This window comes from Achromobacter sp. UMC71 (assembly GCF_014170305.1).
Classification (GTDB): domain Bacteria; phylum Pseudomonadota; class Gammaproteobacteria; order Burkholderiales; family Burkholderiaceae_B; genus Achromobacter.
Map to the genome: position 1 here is coordinate 21898 of NZ_LZZT01000013.1, position 22974 is coordinate 44871.

General features: G+C 68.1%; 19 protein-coding genes. 12 read left to right on the plus strand and 7 right to left on the minus strand.

Annotated elements, in window-relative coordinates; genetic code table 11:
• Window positions 1-191: 191 nt before the first annotated feature.
• The 3 genes from A9974_RS05770 to A9974_RS05780 all read right to left on the minus strand — a co-directional run bounded on the left by A9974_RS05770 (window position 192) and on the right by A9974_RS05780 (window position 4539).
• Window positions 192-545, minus strand: a complete 354-nt coding sequence (locus A9974_RS05770) for a hypothetical protein (RefSeq protein WP_183003198.1) — start codon at window positions 543-545, stop codon at window positions 192-194.
• A 113-nt stretch (window positions 546-658) separates the two neighbouring features.
• Complete coding sequence (locus A9974_RS05775) at window positions 659-3682, minus strand: GAF domain-containing protein (protein WP_183003199.1); 3024 nt, start codon at window positions 3680-3682, stop codon at window positions 659-661.
• Window positions 3683-3825: 143 nt separating this feature from the next.
• Window positions 3826-4539: a DUF2325 domain-containing protein gene (locus A9974_RS05780; RefSeq protein WP_183003200.1), complete on the minus strand. Its 714-nt coding sequence runs from the start codon at window positions 4537-4539 to the stop codon at window positions 3826-3828.
• 307 nt (window positions 4540-4846) lie between these two features.
• Between A9974_RS05780 and A9974_RS05785 the strand changes: the two genes are divergently transcribed.
• Window positions 4847-5143 carry a flagellar transcriptional regulator FlhD gene (locus A9974_RS05785; protein ID WP_183003201.1) on the plus strand — a complete coding sequence of 99 codons (297 nt, stop codon included), beginning with the start codon at window positions 4847-4849 and terminating at the stop codon, window positions 5141-5143.
• A 22-nt stretch (window positions 5144-5165) separates the two neighbouring features.
• On the opposite strand, the gene A9974_RS05790 is transcribed toward A9974_RS05785, so the two are convergent.
• Window positions 5166-6473: an MFS transporter gene (locus tag A9974_RS05790; protein WP_255468046.1), complete on the minus strand. Its 1308-nt coding sequence runs from the start codon at window positions 6471-6473 to the stop codon at window positions 5166-5168.
• 103 nt (window positions 6474-6576) lie between these two features.
• Between A9974_RS05790 and A9974_RS05795 the strand changes: the two genes are divergently transcribed.
• Together A9974_RS05795 and A9974_RS05800 are read left to right on the plus strand one after the other, a co-directional pair.
• Window positions 6577-7485 carry a LysR family transcriptional regulator gene (locus A9974_RS05795; protein WP_183003202.1) on the plus strand — a complete coding sequence of 303 codons (909 nt, stop codon included), beginning with the start codon at window positions 6577-6579 and terminating at the stop codon, window positions 7483-7485.
• A gap of 144 nt (window positions 7486-7629) precedes the next feature.
• Entirely contained in the window at window positions 7630-9276 is a 1647-nt protein-coding gene (locus A9974_RS05800) for a mucoidy inhibitor MuiA family protein (RefSeq protein ID WP_370539578.1), read from the plus strand.
• Window positions 9277-9301: 25 nt separating this feature from the next.
• Here A9974_RS05800 and A9974_RS05805 read toward each other — a convergent pair whose 3' ends face one another.
• Window positions 9302-10525: an EAL domain-containing protein gene (locus tag A9974_RS05805; protein ID WP_183003203.1), complete on the minus strand. Its 1224-nt coding sequence runs from the start codon at window positions 10523-10525 to the stop codon at window positions 9302-9304.
• Between the two features lie 229 nt (window positions 10526-10754).
• Between A9974_RS05805 and A9974_RS05810 the strand changes: the two genes are divergently transcribed.
• Window positions 10755-11882: a 3-deoxy-7-phosphoheptulonate synthase gene (locus tag A9974_RS05810; protein ID WP_304503306.1), complete on the plus strand. Its 1128-nt coding sequence runs from the start codon at window positions 10755-10757 to the stop codon at window positions 11880-11882.
• Window positions 11883-11974: 92 nt separating this feature from the next.
• Here A9974_RS05810 and A9974_RS05815 read toward each other — a convergent pair whose 3' ends face one another.
• Window positions 11975-13210, minus strand: coding sequence for an FAD-binding oxidoreductase (locus A9974_RS05815; RefSeq protein ID WP_183003204.1), 1236 nt, complete (start codon window positions 13208-13210; stop codon window positions 11975-11977).
• 127 nt (window positions 13211-13337) lie between these two features.
• Between A9974_RS05815 and A9974_RS05820 the strand changes: the two genes are divergently transcribed.
• The 8 genes from A9974_RS05820 to A9974_RS05855 all read left to right on the plus strand — a co-directional run bounded on the left by A9974_RS05820 (window position 13338) and on the right by A9974_RS05855 (window position 22262).
• Entirely contained in the window at window positions 13338-13937 is a 600-nt protein-coding gene (locus tag A9974_RS05820) for a GNAT family N-acetyltransferase (RefSeq protein WP_183003205.1), read from the plus strand.
• A 124-nt stretch (window positions 13938-14061) separates the two neighbouring features.
• On the plus strand, window positions 14062-14568 hold the full coding sequence (locus tag A9974_RS05825; RefSeq protein WP_183003206.1) for a hypothetical protein: 507 nt from the start codon (window positions 14062-14064) through the stop codon (window positions 14566-14568).
• Window positions 14569-14953: 385 nt separating this feature from the next.
• Window positions 14954-15673: a response regulator transcription factor gene (locus tag A9974_RS05830; protein WP_183003207.1), complete on the plus strand. Its 720-nt coding sequence runs from the start codon at window positions 14954-14956 to the stop codon at window positions 15671-15673.
• A gap of 19 nt (window positions 15674-15692) precedes the next feature.
• Window positions 15693-16568 (plus strand): CoA ester lyase, encoded by an 876-nt coding sequence (locus A9974_RS05835; RefSeq protein ID WP_183003208.1) that lies wholly within the window; start codon window positions 15693-15695, stop codon window positions 16566-16568.
• Window positions 16569-16845: 277 nt separating this feature from the next.
• Window positions 16846-18480: an ATP-binding cassette domain-containing protein gene (locus tag A9974_RS05840; RefSeq protein WP_183003209.1), complete on the plus strand. Its 1635-nt coding sequence runs from the start codon at window positions 16846-16848 to the stop codon at window positions 18478-18480.
• A gap of 198 nt (window positions 18481-18678) precedes the next feature.
• Window positions 18679-19548, plus strand: coding sequence for an archaetidylserine decarboxylase (gene asd, locus A9974_RS05845; RefSeq protein WP_183003210.1), 870 nt, complete (start codon window positions 18679-18681; stop codon window positions 19546-19548).
• Between the two features lie 197 nt (window positions 19549-19745).
• Complete coding sequence (locus A9974_RS05850) at window positions 19746-20951, plus strand: alpha-hydroxy acid oxidase (protein ID WP_183003211.1); 1206 nt, start codon at window positions 19746-19748, stop codon at window positions 20949-20951.
• A 141-nt stretch (window positions 20952-21092) separates the two neighbouring features.
• Window positions 21093-22262, plus strand: coding sequence for a metallophosphoesterase (locus tag A9974_RS05855; RefSeq protein ID WP_183003212.1), 1170 nt, complete (start codon window positions 21093-21095; stop codon window positions 22260-22262).
• 39 nt (window positions 22263-22301) lie between these two features.
• Here A9974_RS05855 and A9974_RS05860 read toward each other — a convergent pair whose 3' ends face one another.
• On the minus strand, window positions 22302-22760 hold the full coding sequence (locus tag A9974_RS05860) for an Lrp/AsnC family transcriptional regulator (RefSeq protein ID WP_183003213.1): 459 nt from the start codon (window positions 22758-22760) through the stop codon (window positions 22302-22304).
• Window positions 22761-22974: the final 214 nt, after the last annotated feature.

Sequence of the window (22974 nt, forward strand, 5' to 3'; positions counted from 1 at the left end):
TCAACAGGCCCTAGGCCCGGCACAAGAAAGATGCCCTCGCAATGAGGGCATCCTTTTGAGCGCAAGATAAAGCCGGTCTCACCCATACTGCGCAGCAACAACCTGCGCAAAGAAATGCCGCCCGGCCACCCAGCCGCCCGGAGGCCGGACAGCCCCCTTGGGGGTTGCAAGCGCGCAGCGTGGAGGCATCTCTATTTGCTGCCGCCGCTGTTCGGATATCCCGGAGGCGGCGCCGCGCCGGCCGCCGGCGTGCGCGGCACGTTATCGTTGGCCTCGCGATGGCGCGCAGGCATTTCGCCGCTACGCTTGTCGGACGGCGTCGCGCTGTTCTTGTCCAGGTTCGGCGGCGTGGTCATCGTATTGGGCGCGGCATTGGGCGCCGGCGCGGCCTGCCCCGGCGGCACGGGCCGGTTCGGCTGTACGGCGGTGCCGTCATTGGGTGTGGTGGACGGGGCCGTCGGGCTGGCGGATTGCGCCAAGGCGGCGCCGGAGGCGCCCAGGCTGGCAGCCATCACGATTGCATAGGTCAAGGCACGGATCTTCATAGATAGACTCCTTGTTGGATTGCCATTTCCTTACAGCAATCCCCATGCCCAGACGCATGCCGCCCTGGCGCGCCCGGCCTGGCAGGAAATTTTTACCGGTGCTTGAAGCCCGGTTACCCGTGAGGCACGGCCGGCGTGACCGGAGCATGAACCGGGCCCGAGTCCCCTGCCGCCGCGTCCAGCATGCGCTGCACGCGCGCCGCCAGTACATTCAGCGCGAACGGCTTGACGATCAGTTCCATGCCACTGTCCAGAAAGCCCGAGCCGCGCGCGGCGCTTTCCGCGTAGCCGGTCATCAGCAACACCTTCAGGCCCGGATGCGCGGCGCGCGCCGCATCGGCCAACTGACGGCCGTTGAGCCCCGGCAACCCCACATCGGTCACCAGCAGATCGATGTCCGTCATGGCGCGCACGCGTTCCAGGCCCGCGTCGCCGTCGTTCGCGGTGACCACCCGCATGCCCAGCTCGGCCAGGCATTCGCGCACCATCTCGCGCACATTGACGTCGTCTTCGACCAGCACGACCACGGCCTGGCGCGCGTGCTCGGCGGGCTGGCTGACGTCCGGGCCCGGCGCCGCCGCATCGGCCAGTTCGCCGTCATAGCGCGGCAGGAATATCCTGACCGAGGTGCCCACGTTCACCTTGCTGTCCAGCGTCACGATGCCGCCGGCCTGCTTGGCAAACCCATAGATCATCGACAGCCCCAACCCCGTGCCCTGGCCCAGCGGCTTGGTGGTGAAGAACGGATCGAAGGCATGCGCCAGCACGTCGGGCGACATGCCGCAGCCGATGTCCGTCACGCACACCTCGACGAAGGGACCGGGCTGCACGCCGGCATACGGCCGCAGAAACCCCGCGTCCAGGCGCGTGTTCAACGCGGCCACCGTCAGCACGCCGCCGTCCGGCATGGCGTCGCAGGCGTTGATCACCAGGTTCAGCAACGCGTTCTCGAACTGGTTGCGGTCGCAGCGCACCGGCCACAGGCCCGGCTCCAGATCGAACGCCAACGACACGCCCTCGCCGGTGTAACGGTGAAACAAGTCCGCCATCGACTGCAGCGTCGGCGCCACGCGGAACGGCTGCGGATCGATCGGCTGGCGCCGCGAGAACGTCAGCAGCCGCTGTGTCAGGTGGGCCGCGCGGTTGGCCGATTCCATCGCCACGTTGATGAAGCGCGGGGCCTGCTCCGGCGTGCCGGCCGCCAGCTTGCGCTGGATCAGGTAGAGCGCCCCGGTGATGCCCTGCAGCATGTTGTTGAAATCATGGGCGATGCCGCCGGTCAGCCGGCCCACCGCTTCCATCTTCTGCGCCTGGCGCAGCGCGTTCTCGGTTTCCAGCAGCGTCTCGGCCTGCTGTTTCATGTCGGTGTCGTCGCGGCCGGTCATGTACAGGCTGTCTTGCGCCCACGACATGCTCCAGGTGATCCAGGCGTAGCCGCCGTCGCGCTTGAGCACCCGGTTCTCCAGATGGCGCACGCCCTGCGGCCCATCCGTGCGGCGCGCCTGCGCCAACGCGCCGCGTGTGGCCTCGTAATCGTCCGGATGGATAAGCTGGCGCAGCCCCATGGCCAGGAATTGCGCGGGCGTCCATCCCAGAATCGGCCGCACCGCCGGATTGACACTGACGTAGCGGCCCTGGCCATCGATCACCGCCAGCAGTTCCGGCGACAGACGCCAGATGCGGTCGCGCTCGGCGATGGCGTGCTCGACCCGCTGCTCCAGCATGCGCGCATACTGCGACCGCTCCACCGCGCCGCACATGCGTTCGGCCACTTCTTCAATACAGGCGACGTCACCACGCTTGAAGCGGCTGTCGATGGCGGGCCGCACCACCAGCGCGCCGCCGTGGCGGCCCCAGCGGGCGGTCGGCACGACGATCGCGGACGGCAGGATGTCGCCATCCGCCTGCGCCAGCAGGGGCTCCAGAAACGTGGTGCGCCCCGTGCGCAGCGCTTCGTAGAACGCATCGGTATACAGGCCGGGCCCCAGGGCTGCATCGCGGTCGGCATCGCGCCGCCAGCAGGTCGACACCACGGGTTCGGCGCTCTCGTCCGGCCAATCCACCACCGCGGCCAGGCCCAGCGCCAGATGCTGGCCCAGGCTGTCGCAAGCGGTCTGTTCGATAGCCGGCTGCAGCGGCAGCTCACGCAGCCGGTCGCCCAGCGCCATCAGGAAATTCTTGCGATGCTGGCCTTCCCACAGTTCGGCCTCGGCCGTCTTGCGCGCGGTGACGTCCAGGAACAGCGCCATCATGCCGTCCGCGCCTTCCTTGCGGGCGCGCGCCTCGTACCAGGCCGGGCGCGGTCCGGGCACCGCGAATTCAAACTGCGCCGACTCACCCGATTCGACCACCTGCGCGAACGCGTCCATGATCCGTCCCGGCACGCCGGGGATCATCTCGCGCAGCGTATGGCCCAATGTGTCGCCCTCTTTCATGCCGCTTTGACGTTCGAAGGCCGGGTTGACCTCGAGGAAGCGGAAATCGACGATGCGGCCCTGGGCGTCGCGCAAGGCCTCGCTCAGGAAGAAGGCCTCCTGCATGCCCTCGAACATGGCGCGCCAGCGTTCGCCGCTGCGCCGCAGGGCCAGTTCCGTCAAGTGCCGCTCGATCGCCAGCGCCGCGCTGCGCGTTACCACCGCGATCGCATCGATGTCGTGCGCCGACGGCGACCGCGGCCTGCCGTAGTAATTGGAGAACACGCCGAGCAGCCGGCCGTCGGCCGATTTTATCGGCGTCGACCAGCAGGCCCGCAGCCCATGCGCCAGGGCCTGGTCGCGCCACCCCTCCCAGGCAGGATGGCTGGCGATGTCTTCCACATACACCGGGCTGCCAGTGTGGGCGGCCTGGCCCCAGGACGCCGATTGCAGTCCGATCGGCGCACGGTCGACGGCGGCGTTGAAGGCCTGCGGCAGACTCGGCGCGGCCCCGTGCAGCAGCACGCGGCCGGCGTCGTCGATCAAGGCGATTGACGCGCGCAACTCGACGCTGGACTGCGCCTCGATCAAGTGCAGCATATGCGCCAGCACCTCGGCCAACGGCTCGCCCGCGACAATGCGCTGCAGCATGATCCGTTCGTCTTCCAACCGCGCAAGCGTGTCGGTCCAGGGGTGCGATACGCGGTCTCGCTGGGTCAGCATGGGCTCTCCGTGAGGGTTTCCCGACTGTATTGCGGGATCGCCTCCTTGTCGGAAACCCTCGGTAACTCGACGCTACAGCGCGGGGCGGTGTGCACGTGCCGTGCGCCGGGCCGTGTGCGGCGCGGCATCCGGCAAGCCGCAAACTAACGTGTCACTTCGACGCGGTCGCGCGCCAGTTCCAGTGCCGTCAGCGCCTCGGGCTTGTCCACCAGCACGCATTGCTTACCCGTGCGGGTGCAGTGGTCTTTCACGCGCCAGTAGGCGCCATGGCTGACGCACCCCGTCTGGCAGATGACCAGGTCGGCCGCGACCAGGCTGGCCTCCAGCGTGTCGCCGTCGGTGTTTTCGCCGCCGCAGTGGCCCAGGTAGCGGCCGCCGGCCATTTCGACAACCTTGCGCGTCAGCATCAGCGCCATCGCGTCCTCGCCCACGCACAGCACGGACTTTTCGCGCAGCGCCGCCGCGGCGATCACCGCCGGCCGCGCCGCCGGTTCGGCCGCGCTATCGAGCGAACGTTGGCGCGCCTGGGCGGCGCGGTCCTGCCAGGCCAGGCGCTCGCGCATCAGGCTTTGCACCCGGTCCATCAATTGCGTCACGCGGCGCGCCAACGCCACGCGCTTGGGCAGCCCGGGAATCGCCCCTTCCAGTGCGGCGCGGTCTTCGCGGGCCCAGGCCAGCGCGGTATCGCGCTGGATCACCGCGGCCCGCAGACGCATCGCCTCGGCTTCCAGGTGCGCAATGCGCTGGGCCTGCGCGCTGAGCAGGCGGCTGCAACGCGCTTGCGCCTGTCCGTAGGCGGCCAGCAAGGCCGCGTGTTCGCGCTGCAGGGAGTTGGGCGCCTGGAAAGATAACGTCATCACGGGCCTCGGATTCGGTGAATACAACACGGCGGGCGCATGCCAGCGCCGTCCGACTTGCCGGGCATTATAAATGAGAATGAGTCGCTTTTAATTTATATCGATATGTGCCGTATGCGGCACAGGGAAATCCATTACTGACGGCGTCAGATCGCTTAAATATGATCGACAAATCATACCGGCCGCAAGCTTTTTACAGCTTGACGAGACGCCCGCCCTAGGACGCTTCGCGCCCAGCTTGTTGCTTTGCTTGTTCCTGGTCCGTGCAACCGCCGGACCGCGGATTCAACGAAGGAAGGGGCGCCCGATGCACAAATCCGCCGAACTTCTGCGCGATATCCACGAAACCAATCTGATGTATTTGCTGCTGCTGCAGCGATTGGCCCGCACCGGCAATCTTCAGGCGCTGGCGGGCCTGCAGATATCCGTCGAGGCCAGCCGATGGCTCGTGGGCCTGAGGCATGAAGACCTGACCCGCCTGGCCCGATGCAGCGTGCTGCTGGCGCAGCTGGACCTGGCGCCGCACCGCCTGCTGGCGGCGCTGAGCCAGGGCATGGATGCCACGCTGACCGCCGAAGAAGTCCCCAGCCGCGCGCCCGCCTGACGCTCTTGCCTGCCTGACCGGATCACGACGCGCCGCGCTGCGCCACGGACGCTTGCGGCGCACGCGCCGTGCGCCAGTAGAGCCCCGCGCTGATGCATAGCGCCACGCCCAGCAGGCTGCCTGCCATGGCGGCCACGCCGGGCCAGGCCCCGCTCGTCCAGAACTGGCCGCCCAGCGATCCCAGCACGCTGGAACCCACGTAGTACACCAGTAGATACAGCGACGCCGCCAAGGCCTTGTAGCCACGCGACATCTGGCCGACCCAGCCGCTGGCCACCGCGTGCGCCGCAAAAAAGCCGAAGGTAAAGACGACAATGCCAGCGATCAGCACGGGCAAGGCGTCGGACAAGGTCAGCAGCAACCCCGCCAGCGCCAGGCCGGTCGCGGCCATCAGCATGGCGCCGCGGCCATGCCGGTCGGCCAGCCGGCCAAAATAGGTGGAGGCGAAAATGCCCACCAGATACACCACGAAGATGAAACCAATGAAGGTCTGGCTGAGCGAGAACGGCGGCGCCAGCAAGCGGAAACCCACGTAGTTGTAGATCGTGACGAACGCGCCCATCAGCAGGCCGCCCATGGCGAACAGGCTGCACAGCGGACCATTCTTCAGATGCGCGCCGATCCCCGCGCGCACGTCGCCGAACACCCCCGCCCAGCCCCGCGCGCGCTGCGGCGCGAAACGGCGCGAAGGCGGCAGCAGCCACACGAACAGCACGGCCGCCACGATGCCCAGCAGCCCCAGCGTGCCCAGGGCCGCGCGCCAGCCGAAATGGTCGGACACCAGGCCCGTGATCACCCGGCCGGACAGCCCGCCGAACGCGCTGCCGCTGATGTACAGGCCCATGACGAAGCCGAGCGTATCGGGTTCGACCTCTTCGGCCAGGTAGGCCATGGCCACGGCCGGCACGCCGCCCATCGCCACGCCCTGCAAGGCGCGCAGCACCAGCAGGCTATGCCAGTCGGGCGCCACCGCGGCCACCGTGCCCAGCACGGCCGAGGCAAACAGCGACAGCGCCATGATGCGCTTGCGCGGCAAGGCCTGCGAAAACAGGCCCACCAGGAAAATCGCCACCGCCAGCAGGCCGGTGCACAGCGACAGGACCAGGCTGCTCTGCGCCGGCGACACGTCGAACGCATGGGTGAACAGCGGCATCAGCGGCTGCACGCAATACAACAGCGAAAAGGTGGAAAAGCCCGCGGCGAACAAGGCCCACTGGGCCCGGCGCAAACCGGGCGTGCCGCGCGCCAGATAGTCGGACGCGGGCGGGCTGGCGCCTGAGGTGGACGGGGTATTGCGCGAGGCGCCGGATTCGGCTGAGGGGGAAGACATCGGAATTCTCGAAAACACCGGGCAATCGCCCGTACATTCAAGGTAGACATTTCCCCTGCATATGTCCAATATATGAAACCGGCACTAGCTATATTTTAAAACGATGGAACTCCGACACCTGCGCTATTTCACCGTGGTCGCCGAGGAGCTGCACTTCACCCGCGCCGCGGCCCGCCTGGGCATTGGCCAGCCGCCGCTCAGCCAGCAGATCCAGCAGCTGGAACGCGAAATCGGCACGCCGCTGTTCCTGCGGCTGCCGCGCGGGGTCGAGCTGACCGAGGCCGGCGCGCAATTCCTGGAAGACGCGCGCGCCATCCTGCTGAACGCCGAGCGCGCCATCGACACCGCACGCCGCCTGGGCCGCGGCGAACGCGGCGCGATCACCGTAGGCTTCACCGCATCAGCCGTATTCCACCCTTACCTGCCGCAAGCCATCCGCGCCTATCGCGACCGCTACCCGGACGTGCGCATCACCCTGACCGAAAGCAACACCCAGAGCCTGCTGCGCGGCCTGCGCGAAAGCGCGGTCGACGTGGCTTTCGTGCGCCCGCCCTACGTGCTGGACGCCGAGTTCGAATCCGAACGCGTACTGGACGAGCCCATGCTCATCGCCCTGCCCCCCGACCATCCGCTCAGCCGCAAGCGCAGCGTGCCCATCGCCGCCCTGGCCGACGAGGATTTCGTCCTCTATCCACGCCCGATCGGCGCCGGTCTGTACGACGCGATCCAAAGCGCGTGCCTGCGCGCCGGCTTCGCCCCCCGGGTCATCCAGGAAGCGCCGCAGATGGCGTCCATCGTCAGCCTGGTGGCGGCCGGCGTAGGTATTTCCATCGTGCCCGCCGCCATGCGTCACATGGGCGCCCAAGGCATCGAATACCGGCAGATCAAGGGCGACGCGCCGCATGCGCTGCTGGACATGGCCTACCGCCGCCACGACCGTTCGATTGCCGCTCGCAACGCCGTCGACATGCTGCGGCAATTGGCGCATCCCGACCCGGCCGCGGATGCTTGAAAAACAGGGCAGTATCGCCCTGTCGCTTTTGTCATCTTCTGTAAACCCGACCGGCGCGGCGCCCTGTAAATTGTCGCGCTATCGCCGGGCCGGCCGATCCATCACGGGGGGCCGGACCCGGTCAACCTGCCCAAAGGTGCTCTCGTGCAACGTACTCTCCTGGCCTTGGCCATTGCCACGCTTCCTGGCCTTGCCGCCGCCGCCGGCCTGGCTTCTTCCATCGGTGCGGTCACGGTCTACCAGGACCGCGCGGTCGTCACCCGCAGCGCCAGCAGCGAGCTGCCCGCGGGCGAACACGAGCTGGTGCTGGAAAAACTGCCGGCCAGCCTGCAGGAAAACTCGCTGCAGGTCTCGGCCAAGAGCACCGGCCAGGCCACGCTGCTCGACGTAAAGGTGCGCGACGCGTTCCAGGCCGACGCCGCCAACGACCGCGTCAAGCAGTTGCAAGACCAGATCCGCAAGCTCGAGGGCCAGCAGGCCGCCCTGGATGACCAGGCCGCGGTACTGGATAACCAGCGCGAACTGGTGGCCATGATGCAGCGCGGCGCCACCGAGCCCGCCAAGGACGGCCCGCGCCCCACCCTGGACGAACTGAAAGCCATCCAGGCGCTCAGCGCCGACACGCTCAGCAGCGCCCTGGCCGGCCTGCGCCGCGTGGCCGAACAGCGCGAAGACCTCGAACGCCAACTGAGCGCCGCGCAAAGCGAGCTGGGCCAGTTGCAGGGTCAATTGAACCGCCGCACCAAGACCGTCACGCTGCGCGTGAACCTGGCGCGCGCCGGCAAGCTCGACCTGGACGTGTCGTATGCCGTGGCCGGCGCCCGCTGGACGCCCGCCTACGACGCGCGCCTGCGTCCCGCCGACCGCAGCGTCGACCTGGGCTACTTCGGCGTCATCCGCCAAAGCACCGGCGAAGACTGGAACAACGTCAAGCTGACGCTGTCCACGGCTCGCCCGTCACTGGGCGGCGGCGCACCCAAGCTCAATCCCTGGATCATCGACGTGGCGGCCCCGCCGCCGCCTATGCCCACGCCGGTGGCCGCCGCGGCGCCGGTGATGCGCAACGACGCCCGCGCCAAGCTCGCCCCCAAGGCCGCGCCGGCCGAAATGGCCTATGTCGACGCGGTACCCGAACCGGAAGCGGCCCAGGTCTCGACCGCCGAGGTCCAGTCCGCCGCCACCAGCGCGTCGTTCCAGATCCGCACCCCCGCCACGCTGCCATCCGACAACAGCGTGCAGCGCGTGGCCATCACGACCGCCAAGCTGCCCGCGACGCTGCAATACCAGTCCACGCCGTCGCTGCGCGAAGCCGTGTACCTGACCGCGCAGGCCAGCAACAACACCGAGTTCCCGTTCCTGGCGGGCACGCTGAACACCTTCCTGGACGACGCCTTCGTGGCTGCCTCGGCCATGAAGGCCGTGATGCCTGGCGAAAAGGTCGAGCTGTCGATGGGTGCCGATGACGGCATTTCGATCAAGCGCCAGTTGGTCAACCGGTTTACCGAAAGCACCGGCTTTTCGGGCAACGGCAAGCGCGTGACCTACGAGTACAAGATCACCGTCAAGAACAACAAGGCCACCAAGGAACAGGTCACCTTCAAGGACCGCCTGCCGGTGTCGCGCAACGAGAAGATCGAGGTCAAGCTGCTGTCGCCGGCCGACCGCGACATCAAGCGCGAGGACGACGGCGTGCTGGCCTGGAATTGGGAACTGGAGCCGGGCAAATCGCGCGACACCGTATTGAAGTTCTCGGTCGACTATCCGGGCAACATCGACGTCGCCGGCCTCTGAGCGGCCACGGCGCCGCCGCCAGCGCCTAGTGCTGGCGGCAGAACTCGATGAAATCGGCCGGGGCCAGCGGCATGGAAATGCCGTAGCCCTGCGCCACCGTGCAGCCCAGCTCGCGCAGCAGCTGCAGATCGCGCTCTTGCTCGACGCCTTCGGCCACCACCCGGCGGCCCAGCGCGCGGCCCATTTCGATGGCCGCCGCCACCACGGCGCGCGAGGCCGGCTCGCGGTGCATGTGCACAATGAAATCGCGGTCTATCTTCAGTTCGGTAAAAGGCATGGCGGAAAACAGCCGCATGGACGCGATGCCCGCGCCGAAATCGTCCATTGCCAATTCGAACCCGCGCACCCGCAACAGGTTCAGCGCGGACGACAGCATCAGCCAGTCGGTCACGGGTTCGTCTTCGGTCAGTTCCACCTTGACCAGCCGGGCCGGCAGGCCCGCTTGCGCCACGCGCTGCTCCAGCATCTCGGGCAGGTCGGGCGCGCACAAGGTGGACGCGGACGCGTTGATGGCGATCGGCACCGCGATGTGCTCGGCATGCATCGCGGCCAGCACTTCGACCACGCGGCCGGCCACGCGATTGAACAGCATCAGGTCCAGCCCCAGCCGGTGGGCCGCGGGCACGAAGTCGGCAGGGGAAATGGCGCCCAGGGCGGGATGACGCCAGCGCGATAGCGCCTCGGCGGCCACGGCGCGGCCCGTTGTCAGGTTGACCTGGGGTTGCAGCACCACGCTCATGCCCTCGCCCGAGGCCAGGGCCTGGCCCAGTTCGGCTTCCAACAGGTCACGCCGCACCGAGGTCTGGCGCGGCGACGCCAGGTCGTCGTCGATGCTGTGCAAGGCGTGCTTGATGGCGTGCTGCATGGCGGTGCGTGACACCGGCTTGGACAGCGCTTGCGATGCCGGGCAGCCGGCCTGCAGGGCCAGCCGCACGTGTGATTGCAGCAGTTCGTCGGACAAGCTGCTGATCCAGATGATGGGCGGCATGTGCTTGATCCGGCCGCTGTCGAACAGCCGGCGCAGTTCGTTGGGCAGGCGGGTGCCGTCGCCCTCGCCCATGACGATGTCGCTGACCACCACGTCGTAGGACTGGCGCGCCAGGGTGCCGATGGCCTCGTTGCTGCTGCCCACCCCCGCCACCCGCCGATAGCCCAGCGCCAGCAGCAGGTTCTGCAGATAAGCCCGTTCCACCGGGTGGTCTTCCACGAGGAGAATCCGCCGGTTCGCGCCGGTGTCGGTTTTGGGCATCGCGCAAATCCTGGATCGTAGGCCTTTCCGGCGGGCTGCTGGAACGCGTTCTGCTAATGCTAAGGCATCTTCGGCGGCCGCGCCTTGACCCAGGACGGGCTAGTCACTATTAATTAGTGAAGGCTGCCCAGGCCCGCCGTCACGCACACGCACGACGCCGCCGGTACGGCCTGCCCGCCGCCGGTGCGATAATAGTGGTCTTTCCCGCATCTACGGCACGGAGCTTCCCTTGACCCGCATTGACGACCCCCTGCACGACCGCGAGGTCGGTACGGCCGACTCCACCCAGGACAATACCCGTACGGACGACACCCGCATCAGTGCGGTGCGCCCACTGATTTCGCCCGCCCTGCTGCAGGACGAGCTGCCGGTTTCGCCGGCCATCCAGACGCTGGTCGAGCAGAGCCGCGCCCGCATCGCCGATGTGCTGCATGGCCGCGACGACCGCCTGGTGCTGGTGGTGGGCCCGTGCTCCATCCACGACCACGGCCAGGCCATGGAATACGCGCGCCAGTTGCGCGCCGCCGCCGACCAATACCAGGACGACCTGCTGATCGTCATGCGTGTGTACTTCGAAAAGCCGCGCACCACTGTCGGCTGGAAGGGCTACATCAACGACCCGCGCCTGGACGGCAGCTTCCGCATCAACGAAGGCCTGCGCCGCGCGCGCGAACTGCTGCTGGACATCAGCGAACTGGGCCTGCCCATCGCCACTGAATTCCTGGACCTGCTCAGCCCGCAGTACATCGCCGACCTGATCGCCTGGGGCGCCATCGGCGCGCGCACCACCGAAAGCCCCAGCCACCGCCAACTGAGCTCGGGCCTGAGCTGCCCGCTGGGCTTCAAGAACGGCACTGACGGCGGCGTCCAGATCGCGGCCGACGCCATCGTCGCCGCCAGCGCCAAGCACGCCTTCATGGGCATGACCAAGATGGGCATGGCCGCCATCTTCGAAACCCGCGGCAACGAAGACACCCACGTGATCCTGCGCGGCGGCAAGCAAGGCCCCAACTACGACGCCGCCAGCGTCGACGCCTGTTGCGCGGTGCTGCGCGCGGCCGGCCAGCGCGAACAGGTCATGATCGACTGCTCGCACGCCAACTCCAACAAGTCGCACCTGCGCCAGATCGACGTGGCGCGCGACATCGCCGCCCAGCTCGCCCAGGGCGACAGCCGCATCACCGGCGTGATGATCGAAAGCCACCTCGAGGAAGGCCGCCAGGACCTCAAGCCCGGCCAGCCGCTGCGCCACGGCGTGTCCATCACCGACGCGTGCCTGGGCTGGAGCCAGACGCTGCCCGTGCTGGATACGCTGGCCCTGGCGGTGCGCCAGCGCCGCGAAAAGCTGGGCGCCTGATCCTGCCGCGCGCAACGCGCCGCTTGCCGGCCCCGCCGGGAAGCGGCGCCGCTTGCGCAAACCCGCGAGGCTCCTTCTAGTATTAACAGGCCCTAGCGGTTCAATGCATACGGCGCCGGGTCCATCTCCGGCTCCTGCCCCGTCACCAGGCAGGCCAGCAGCTTGCCGGTCACCGGCCCCAGCGTGAAGCCGTGGTGCGCGTGGCCGAACGCCAGCCATAGCCCGCGGTGGCGCGGCGCGGCGCCGATCACCGGCCGCATGTCCGGCATGCAGGGCCGGCAACCCATCCAAGGTTTTTTCTCCACCGCCTCGCCCAGCGGCAGCAATTGCGCCGCCAGCGCGCGCGTGCGCTCGATCTGGATCGGCGACGGCGGCGCATCGCGCGCCGCGAATTCAGCCCCCGTGGTCAAGCGCAAGCCCAGCGTCATGGGCGACACCACGAAACCGCTGTCGATATCGGCCACCGGATGCGACAAGGCCGCGCCGTCCTCCAGCGCGAAATGCTGGTGATAGCCGCGCTTGACCGCCATCGGAATGCGGTAGCCCAGCGGCCGCAGCACGTCGGGCGACCACGGCCCCAGCGCCACGACCACGTCCGGCGCCTCGACCCTGCCCGTCACGCCCTTCACCTGCCAACCGCTGCCCGCGGCTTCGAGGCTGCGCGCATCGCCGCGCGCCAGCGCGCCGCCGCGCTGCTGGAACAGCGCCGCGTAGCCGCGCGCCACGGCGCCCGGGTCCGACACGTTGACCGGATCGCGCCAATGAATCGCGCCCACCATGCGCGGCGACAGCGAGGGTTCCAGCGCGGTCAGGCCCTGGCGGTCCAGCACTTGGTAGTCCAGGCCATACGGCGCCAAGGCGGCGGCCTCGGCCGCGGCGCGGTCCAGGCTTTGCTGCGTGCGCATGCCGTCGATCCAGCCATTGCGGCGAAACAGATGACCGATGCCCGCGGCGTCTTTCAGCGCGTCATGTTCGGCCACGCTGCGCTCGATCAGCGGCAGCATGGCCGCCGCCGCGCGCGCCAGCCGCGACGGCGCCGAATGCCACCAGTAGCGCAGCAGCCAGGGCGCGATGCGCGGCAGGAAACGCGGGTGATAGCTGACGTCGGGCGTCTGGTTGCCGGCATAGCGCAGCAGGCTGCGCCAGTCGCGCGGAAAGGCATAGGGAATGACGCTGGCGCGTTCGATCAGGCCGGCGTTGCCGTAGCTGGTCTCTTCGCCCGGACCGCGCCGGTCCAGCAACGTCACCGAACGGCCGCGCGCCTGCAAATGCAGCGCGGTACTCACGCCGATGATGCCGGCGCCCAGGACTATCACGTCTGTTTTCATGCGCGGCATTCTGCGCCCCGGCGCGAGGTTCGTGCAAGCACGTTCGCCAGGCGTAGAATCTGGCGGCGCCCTCGGGCTGGCCGCGGTGGCCCGCCACCGGCTGCGGCGTCCTTTCGGAGCCCCGTGCATGCCTACGCCCGCCCCCTTGCAGCCCGTCACCCTTGAAGGCGCTATCGTGCGCCTTGAACCATTGGCCTTGCACCATGCCGATGCGCTGGCCGCCGTCGGCCTGGACCCGGAGCTGTGGCGCCTGCAGCCCGAACCGGTCGAATCGGCCGGCGACATGCGCCGCTATGTCGAGCGCGCGCTGGCCGGCCAGGCGGCGGGCACCTGTCTGCCGTTCGTCATCGTGCGCCGCAGCGACGGCCAGGTCATCGGCACCACGCGTTATATGGACATCGCCCTGCCGCATAGGCGCCTGGAGATCGGCGCCACCTGGCTGTCGCCCGCCAGCCAGCGGTCCGGCGCCAATACCGAAGCCAAGATGCTTTTATTGCAGCACGCCTTTGAAACAATTGGTATCATGCGGGTCGTGTTCAAGACGGAGGCGTCCAACACGCGATCGCGGCAGGCCATCCTGCGCATCGGCGGCGTCGAGGAAGGCGTGTTCCGCAAACACCTGATCGCGCAGTCCGGTCGTACCCGCGACATGGTCTATTTCGCCATCCTCGACGAGGACTGGCCCTCGGTCAAAGCGCGCCTGCAGGCCCGCCTGCGCCGCCAGTAGCCGTCACCCCCGCGATCCTTGCTCTTTGTTTCGGCCGGCGCTCAAGTTCCAGCAACCGGGCGCCGTTAACGCAGTGCAGCGGGGCAAGCTTTCCACCGCCCGTCCCGCACTTTTCAAGTCAGGTATGGATCGTTCTCCCCCCGCCCCGCCCGCGCCGCTCGGACACAATCGCCGCAGCATCTTCATCTACACCGAAGAACAACGGGGCAACCAGTTGGTCGAATCGATGGTCATCGGCATGCTGTCCGACGTCTCGGGATCGGACAAGCTCGTCGTGGTGCTGGACCCGTTCAGCAATATCAAGTTCGTCTACCGCATCGACCACGAAAGCAACAACCTGGACGCCGCGGCCATCACGGAACAGGACGAGGCCGTCTTCAACGGCAAGACCTCGGTCCAGATCAACTCCATGTCCTACAAATTGGGAACCGCCGAGAACGCGATGAAATTGCTGCGCGGCAAAACCCATTGGATTCAGGACAAGGGCGCCGTGCTGTCGGTGCTGCTGCAGAACGCCGCCGCGCGCAAGACCCGCTTCGCCCCGCCCCGCATCGAACGCGACCGCGTGCGCAAGGTGCCGCAAGGCGTGCCGGTGGAGTACCTGTCGGAGCCCGCCGTGCCCACGGCGTGAAACACCGTACGCGGTCCGCGTGATGACACGCCGCGGTGCATAACTTTGTGCGTTGTTTTTATCCACAGAAACTGTGGATAAAAACAACGCACGCGCAGGCCTGGTGGCCGTCACAAGGCTGTCGCAGGGGCTGGTCAATTTTTGAGCAACCCCATCCCCGCGCACGCGCTCCCGGCCCCCGAGACGAAGCCGCGCGGATTCGCTGCGCCGCCGCAACGTCGATAGTGATATTCTCCGCGAAGCGCCGCCAGGGATCAGGCCGGATGGCGCGCCAGCCGGCATCGCGCCAGGCGGACTCATCCACACTAATAAGAAGCCGTTGCATGAAAGGAGCGGAAAGCGTGTTTGCCCTCGGAGCGCCTTACGTACTGACTAGCCCGGCGCCGTGACCATCATCATCGTTGACGATCACGGGGACTGGCGCGACACCATTGCCGAATACATCCACGACCTCGGCCTGGGCGAAGCCATCCTCACCGCGGGCTCGCTCTCCGAACTGGACCAACTGCTATTGACCATCACGCCCGGCATCCTGGTGCTGGACGCCATGCTGCCGGACGGCGATGGCCTGGCGCGCGTGTCGCATCTGCGTACCACCTATCCGTCAATGGGCATCATCATGCTCACCGGCCGCCTGCTCAGCGAAGACAAAGTGTCGGGCCTGAGCCTGGGCGCCGACCACTACCTGACCAAGCCCGTCAACCTGGCCGAGCTGGGCGCGACGCTGGTGTCGCTGTCGCGGCGCCTGCGCGTGGTGCCGGCCACCGACCCGAAGGCCCCCGCCGCCGAGACCTGGCGCTTCGATCCGGGCCGCCGCGTGCTGGTCTCGCCCAAGCGCATCCACGTCGACATCACCGATACCGAAAGCCGCCTGATCGGCGCGCTGATCCAGGCCGCGCCGCTGCCGTTGTCGCGCGGCCGCCTGGTCGAGGCCCTGGGCGCCAGCGCCGAGGCCTACGACACCCACCGGCTGGATGCCCACATGCACCGGCTACGGCGCAAGCTGCGTGCGCAGGCCGGCGGCGACATGGGCATCCGCACCGTCTATGGCGTCGGCTATGTCTGCACCATGCCGGTGCAGATCGTCGGCAACAACAAACCCTGACGCTTTCAATCCGCCTGCCATGCCCGTTACCGCCCGCCCCCGCCGTTCCGTCCTGTATATGCCAGGCGCCAACGCCCGCGCGCTGGACAAGGCCCGCAGCCTGCCGGCCGACACGCTGATCCTGGACCTGGAAGACGCCGTGGCGCCCGACGCCAAGGCGCAGGCGCGCCAGCAAGTCGCCGAAGCCTTGCGCGCCGGTGGCTATAGCCGGCGCGAATGCGTGGTGCGCATCAACGCGCTGGACACGCCGTGGGGCCAGGACGACGTGCACGCGATCGCGCAGGCCGGCGCCGATGCCGTGCTGCTGCCCAAGGTGCAGTCGGCCGCGCAACTGCAGGCCTTGGCGCAAGCCCTGGATGCGGCCGGCGCGCCCGCCACGCTGCCGCTGTGGGCCATGCTGGAAACGCCGCTGGGCTTTCTGCGGCTGGACGCGATTGCCGGCGGCCATGCCCGGCTGGCCGCCATCGTGGTGGGCACCTCGGACCTGGTCAAGGACCTGCATGCCCGCCACACGCCGCAGCGCCACGAAACACTGGTGGCCCGATCCATGGCGGTGCTGGCCGCCCGGGCGCATGGCCTGGCCGTGCTGGACGGCGTGCACCTGGACCTGGACGATGACGCCGGCCTGGCCGCCGCTTGTGTCCAAGGGCGCGACCAGGGGTTCGACGGCAAGACGCTGATCCACCCGAAGCAGATCGCCGCGGCCAACGCGGCCTTTGCGCCCAGCGAGGCCGAACTGGCCAGCGCCCGCAAGCGCCTTGACGCCTGGCGCGCGGCCCAGGCCGCCGGCCAGGGCGTGGCGGTGGTGGACGGCGCCTTGGTGGAAAACCTGCACGCACAAGAGGCCGAGCGCCTGCTGGCCTTGGCCGCGGCCATCGCCGCCATGGCGGCCTGACAGCGGGCGCCGCGGCCCCGCCGCGATGCGGCCACCAACGCCGCCGCAAACGCCCGGGCCTGCCTGCCCAAGCGCCGGCGCGCGCGGCCAGCTACAATACTGGCCACGATCGGACAGGCGCTGCCTCGTTCCGCCTTTCGCGCCCGGCAATTGCCGCTAGTTTGCTGATACGGCCTGCGCCGCCCGCGCGATCTCTCCCAGGTTCCTTTTTTTGCGCCGCACCCTGTGGCGGGAGCCTAGCCGCGCGCCTTGCCGCGCCACCCCAGCCACACGATTCATGATCCGCTTCCAACAAGTTTCACTCATGCGCGGCGTCAAGCCCTTGCTCGACAAGGTCGACCTGCTGCTGAACCCCGGCGACAAGATCGGCCTGATCGGCGCCAACGGCGCCGGCAAGTCCAGCCTGTTCGGGCTTTTGCGCGGCACGCTGCATGCCGACCAGGGCGACCTGGACTATCCCGCCAGCTGGCGCATGGCCTACGTGGCGCAGGAAACCCCGGCGCTGGACCGCCCCGCCATCGAATACGCGATCGACGGCGATGTGACCCTGCGCAAGCTGGAAGCCGAGCTGGCTGCGCTGGAAGCGGAACCCGAAAGCACCGAGAACGGCCTGCGCATGGCCGACATCTATGCGGCGCTGGCCGATGCCGACGCCTATACGGTGCACTCGCGTGCCGAACAGCTGCTGACCGGCCTGGGCTTCACGCAGGCGCAGATGCATCTGCCGCTGACCAGTTTTTCGGGCGGCTGGCGCATGCGCCTGAACCTGGCGCAGGCGCTGATGTGCCCGTCCGACCTGCTGCTGCTGGACGAGCCCACCAACCACTTGGACCTGGACGCCATCATCTGGCTGGAAGACTGGCTCAAGCGCTACCCGGGCACGCTGATCGTAATTTCGCACGATCGCGACTTCCTGGACGGCGTGGTCAACGTGATCGTCCACATCGACGAGCGCAAGCTCAAGCGCTACTCGGGCAACTACTCCTCGTTCGAGCGCCAGCGCGCCGCCCAGCTGGAGCTGGCCCAGGGCATGATGGAAAAGCAGATGCGCCAGCGCTCGCACCTGCAGTCCTTCATCGACCGCTTCAAGGCGCAGGCCAGCAAGGCGCGCCAGGCGCAAAGCCGCATCAAGGCGCTGGCCCGCATGGAAGAAGTGGCGCCGCTGCGCGCGGCCGCGGAATTCTCGTTCGAGTTCCGCGAACCGCTGCGGGCGCCCAATCCGCTGCTGACCATGGACAAGGTCAGCGCCGGCTATCGCAACACCGACGAGGACAGCGGCGCGGTATCCGACAAGATCATCGTGTCGGGCATCAATTTCTCGCTGCAGGCGGGCCAGCGCATCGGCCTGCTCGGCATCAACGGCGCCGGCAAGTCGACCTTCATCAAGACCATCGCGGGCGACCTCGAATCGCTGGCCGGCGACACGCAGTTCAACAAGGGCCTGTCGATCGGTTACTTTGCCCAGCACCAGGTCGAGATGCTGCGCCACGACGAATCGCCGCTGTGGCACATGACCAAGATCGCGCCCACCGTGCGCGAACAGGAACTGCGCAACTTCCTGGGCAGCTTCAACTTCAACGGCAACATGGCCACCAGTTCGATCGCGCCGTTCTCCGGCGGCGAAAAAGCGCGCCTGGCGTTGGCGCTGATCGTCTGGCAGCGCCCCAACCTGCTACTGCTGGACGAGCCCACCAACCACCTGGACCTGGAAACCCGCGAAGCGCTGACCACCGCGCTGGCGCAGTTCGAGGGCACGTTGGTGCTGGTCTCGCACGATCGCCACCTGCTGCGCGCCACCACCGACCAGTTCATCATCGTGGCCGACGGCCGCGTCAGCCCGTTCGACGGCGACCTGGACGACTACAAGGAATGGCTCTACAAGACCAAGCTGGCGGCCAAGGCCACCGCCTGACGCGGCGTGCGGATCGGGCATCGCATGGGGCCGCGGCGCCCTTGCGCGATTGGCCGTCCATTCGCGGTTGAACGCGTTACAATCTCGCCGATTGCACGCGCGCACGCCCTTGCGGCCCGGCCCCCACAGGCCGATCCGCGCGCGACAACCTCCAACCACGTCCCGCTGTCCGCGGGACGCGTTTTTTAGCGCTCTTAGATGCCGATCAAAGACCAACTATTCCTTGCCAGCCAGTATCTCGCGCCGCACCACTTGGTGTCGCGTTTCTTCGGAGTCGCCTCCGATTGCCGAGAACCCGCGGTCAAGAACTGGATGATCTCGCGCTTTGTCCGCAAGTACGGCGTGGACATGCGCGAGGCCGAGCAAGAAGACGCGCTGGCCTACGATTGCTTCAACGATTTCTTCACCCGCGCGCTCAAGCCCGATGCGCGCCCGCTGGATGAAGAACCCGGCGGCGTGCTTTGTCCCGCGGACGGCGCCATCAGCCAGATGGGCGCCATCGAACATGGCCGCATCTTCCAGGCCAAGGGCCACAGCTACGGCCTGGCCGATCTGCTGGGCGGCGACGCCGAGCGCGCCGCGCCGTTCCAGGGCGGCGAATTCGCCACCATCTACCTGTCGCCCAAGGACTACCACCGCGTCCACATGCCGGTGGCCGGCACGCTGCGCGAAATGATCCACGTGCCGGGCCGGCTGTTCTCGGTCAATCCGCTGACCGCCCGCAACGTGCCGCGCCTGTTCGCGCGCAACGAACGCGTGGTCTGCATTTTCGATACCGAACACGGCCCGATGGCCGTCGTGCTGGTCGGCGCCATGATCGTCGCCTCGATCGAAACCGTCTGGGCCGGGCTGGTCACGCCGTACAAGCGCCGCGTCAAGGCCGTGCGCTACGACGATGCCGCGCGCGCGCCGATCCATCTGGAAAAAGGCGCCGAGATGGGCCGCTTCAAACTCGGATCGACCGCCATCGTGTTGTTCGGACCGGGCAAGGTGCGCTGGTCCGACACGCCGTCCGTGCGCGGCCCCGTGCGCATGGGCGAGCTGCTGGCGCTGCCGGCGCACGGCTAAAAGGCTGTCCAGGCACGCAAGGCGCCTTCGCCCTTGGGCAAAGGCGCCTTTTATTTGGCCGGACGCAGAACAGCGCTGGCGGCGGCCGCGGGTCTCAGACTGTCCTATATCCATAAAAGCGAAATAGATTATCCGTATTTATTCGCTTTATACGATGAAGTGGTGCCGGTAGATTGTGGGCTTTTCAGCCGCCCGCCATGACCACGACCCTCCCCGCCACGCCCGCCGCCGCGGCTGCGCCCGCCCGTCTGCCCCGCGCCCTGGCGCGCATGCTGTCGCTGGACGATTTCGAGGCGGCCGCCCGCCGGCGCCTGCCGCGCCCGATCTTCGGCTACGTGGCCGGCGCGGCCGAAGACAACCAGTCCCTGCTCGCCAACCGCCAGGCCTTCGGCCGCTACGCTTTCCAGCCGCGCGTGCTGGTGAACGTGTCGAGCCGCAGCCAGCATACCGAGCTGTTCGGCCGCCGCTACGAATCCCCGTTCGGCATCGCACCCATGGGCATCAGCGCGCTGTCGGCCTACCGCGGCGACATCGTGCTGGCGCGGGCCGCGCGCGAACAAGGCATCCCCGCCATCCTTAGCGGCACGGCGTTGATTCCGTTGGAAGACGTGATCCGCGAAGCGCCCGGCACTTGGTTCCAGGCCTACCTGCCCGGCGACCCGGCGCGCATCGATGCGCTGATCGCGCGCGCCGCCCGGGCCGGCTACGAAACGCTGGTGCAGACGGTGGACATCCCCGTGTCCGCCAACCGCGAGAACAACGTGCGCACCGGCTTTTCCACCCCGCTCAAGCCCAGCCTGCGGCTGGCGTGGGACGGCCTGACGCGGCCGCGCTGGCTGGCCGGCACCTTCCTGCGCACGCTGCTCAATCACGGCATGCCGCATTTCGAAAATTCGTTCGCGACCCGCGGCGCGCCGATCGTGTCGGCCTCCGTGCTGCGCGACTTCAGCGCGCGCGACCACTTGAACTGGGAACACGTGGCGCGCATCCGGCGCCAGTGGCCGGGCACGTTGATCATCAAGGGCATCCTGCACCCGGATGACGCGCGGCTGGCGCGCGAGCACGGCGCGGACGGCGTGATCGTGTCCAACCATGGCGGCCGCCAATTGGACGGCGCCATCTCGCCGTTGCGCGCGCTGCCGGGCGTGGTGGCCGCGGCCGGGGCCATGCCGGTCATGATGGACAGCGGCGTGCGCCGGGGCGGCGACGTGCTCAAGGCGCTGGCGCTCGGTGCGCGCTTCGTGTTCGTCGGCCGCCCGTTCAACTACGCCGCGGCGGTGGGCGGCCAGGCCGGCGTGTCGCATGCGATCGGCCTGCTGCGCGCCGAGGTCGACCGCAACATGGCCATGCTGGGCGTCAACGGCCTGGCCGAGCTGGGGACCGAGCTGCTGGCGCCAGCCTGAGCGGCAGCCCCGTCGAGAGCCCGCTGCCGGCTGCCCGTCAGGCGGCCGCTACGCGCGCAGGGCGTCCCGCACAACGCATAGAATGGGAGTTCCTTCGCTACCCGTGGGACGGCTCCCTGGCCGGCCCGTGCCCCGCCGCCCGTGTCCCTACGCCAATCCTCATTCTTCCTGCGCTTTCTGACCCTGGGCGCCCTCGCCCACGTGTATGTCGGCGCCCGCCTCATTCCGGATGCCGGCTTTGCCGGCACGGGCACCGCCACCGCCATCCTGCTGCTGATCCTGTCGTGCATCCTGATCCCCCTGGGCATGCTGGGCCGCTCGTCGGTGCATCCGCCCTGGGGCGACCGCATCGCCTGGGTCGGGTTGATTGCGATGGGCCTGTTCTCGTCGCTATTCGTGCTGACGGTGCTGCGCGACGTGCTGCTGCTGGTCACTTGGCTGATCGACCTGGCCGCCGGCATCGGCCTGCCCTGGGCCGGGCTGCGGCGCGGCAGCGCGCTAGCCGTGGCCGCATTGGCGCTGGCGGCCACGCTGGTCGGCTTCTACAACGCCCGTCGGCGGGCCCAGGTGGTGACGGTGGACGTGCCGATCGCCGGCTTGCCGGCCGACCTGGACGGCTTCACCATCGTGCAGATCAGCGACATCCACGTCGGCCCCACCATCAAGAAGCGCTACGTGCAGGCCATCGTCGACGCGGTCAACCAACAGGCCGCCGACGTGATCGCCATCACCGGCGACGTGGTGGACGGCAGCGTGGAACAGCTCGCGGCGCAGGCCAGCCCGCTGGGCCAGCTGCGCGCGCCGTTCGGCGTGTACCTGGTCACCGGCAACCATGAATATTATTCGGGCGCCGCGCCCTGGGTGGCGGAATTCCGCCGCATGGGCCTGCGCGTGCTGATGAACGAACACGTGGTGATCCACCCCGCCGGCCTGCCCGTAGTGGTGGCGGGCGTCACCGACTACAGCGCGGGCGCGTTCGATCCGCAACAGCGCAGCAACCCCAAGGCCGCGCTGGCCGGCGCCCCGCAAGACGCCCTGCCCAAGATCCTGCTGGCGCACCAACCGCGCAGCGCGGCCGCGGCCGAGCCGCTGGGCTATACCCTGCAGCTGTCCGGCCACACGCATGGCGGCCAGTTCTTCCCGTGGGGGTTCTTCGTGCGCTTCCAGCAGCCATTCACGGCGGGCCTGCACCGCCAAGGCAGGATGTGGGTCTATACCAGCCGCGGCACCGGCTACTGGGGCCCGCCCAAGCGCCTGGGCGCGCCGTCGGAAATCACCCGCCTGCGGCTGCGCCGCGCCCCAGCGCGTTAAAGGGCGCGCCGGGCCCCTGCTTGCGGCCCGGCGCGCCCTTTACGCCGCGTCATCCGGCAGCGGCCCGCGTTCCAGGTAGCTGGTCAGCGCAATATCGCTGGTAGTGTTGGTGATGCCGTCGATCTGATGGATGCGCGCCAGCAGCGCCTCCAGCGCCTGGGTGTCGCGCACCCGCACTTTCAGCAGCATGGCGCTCTTGCCGGTGATGGTGTGGATCTCTTCGACCTCGGTCAGTTCGGCCAGCCCCAGCACCTGTTGGGTGATGCTCCAGTTATTGGTGTCGACGTGCACGAAGGCCAGCAGCGGACGGCCGATGCGGGCGCCGTCCAGCTTGGCGGCGATGCCCTTGATCAGGCCGTCGCGCTTCAGGCGCTTGACCCGCTCGTGCACGGCGGGCGCCGACAGGTTCAGTTGCTTGCCCAGGTCGGCATAGCTCGGCGAGGCGTCATCAGCCAGCAGCGTTAATAATTTACGGTCGCGGTCGTCGAGATCGGGCATTGGAATCGGGTTCTGCCTAACGGCATTCGAACTTTGATGAGGTAAGGGAATATCGGTGTTAACCCTTATTTTATTCCAATAAAATTCCGCGAATGCAGAACCGCAACACCCCCCGCAGCCCAGCCCAAGGGAATATCGGTGTTAACCCTTATTTTATTCCAATAAAATTCCGCGAATGCAGAACCGCAACACCCCCCGCAGCCCAGCCCTCCCC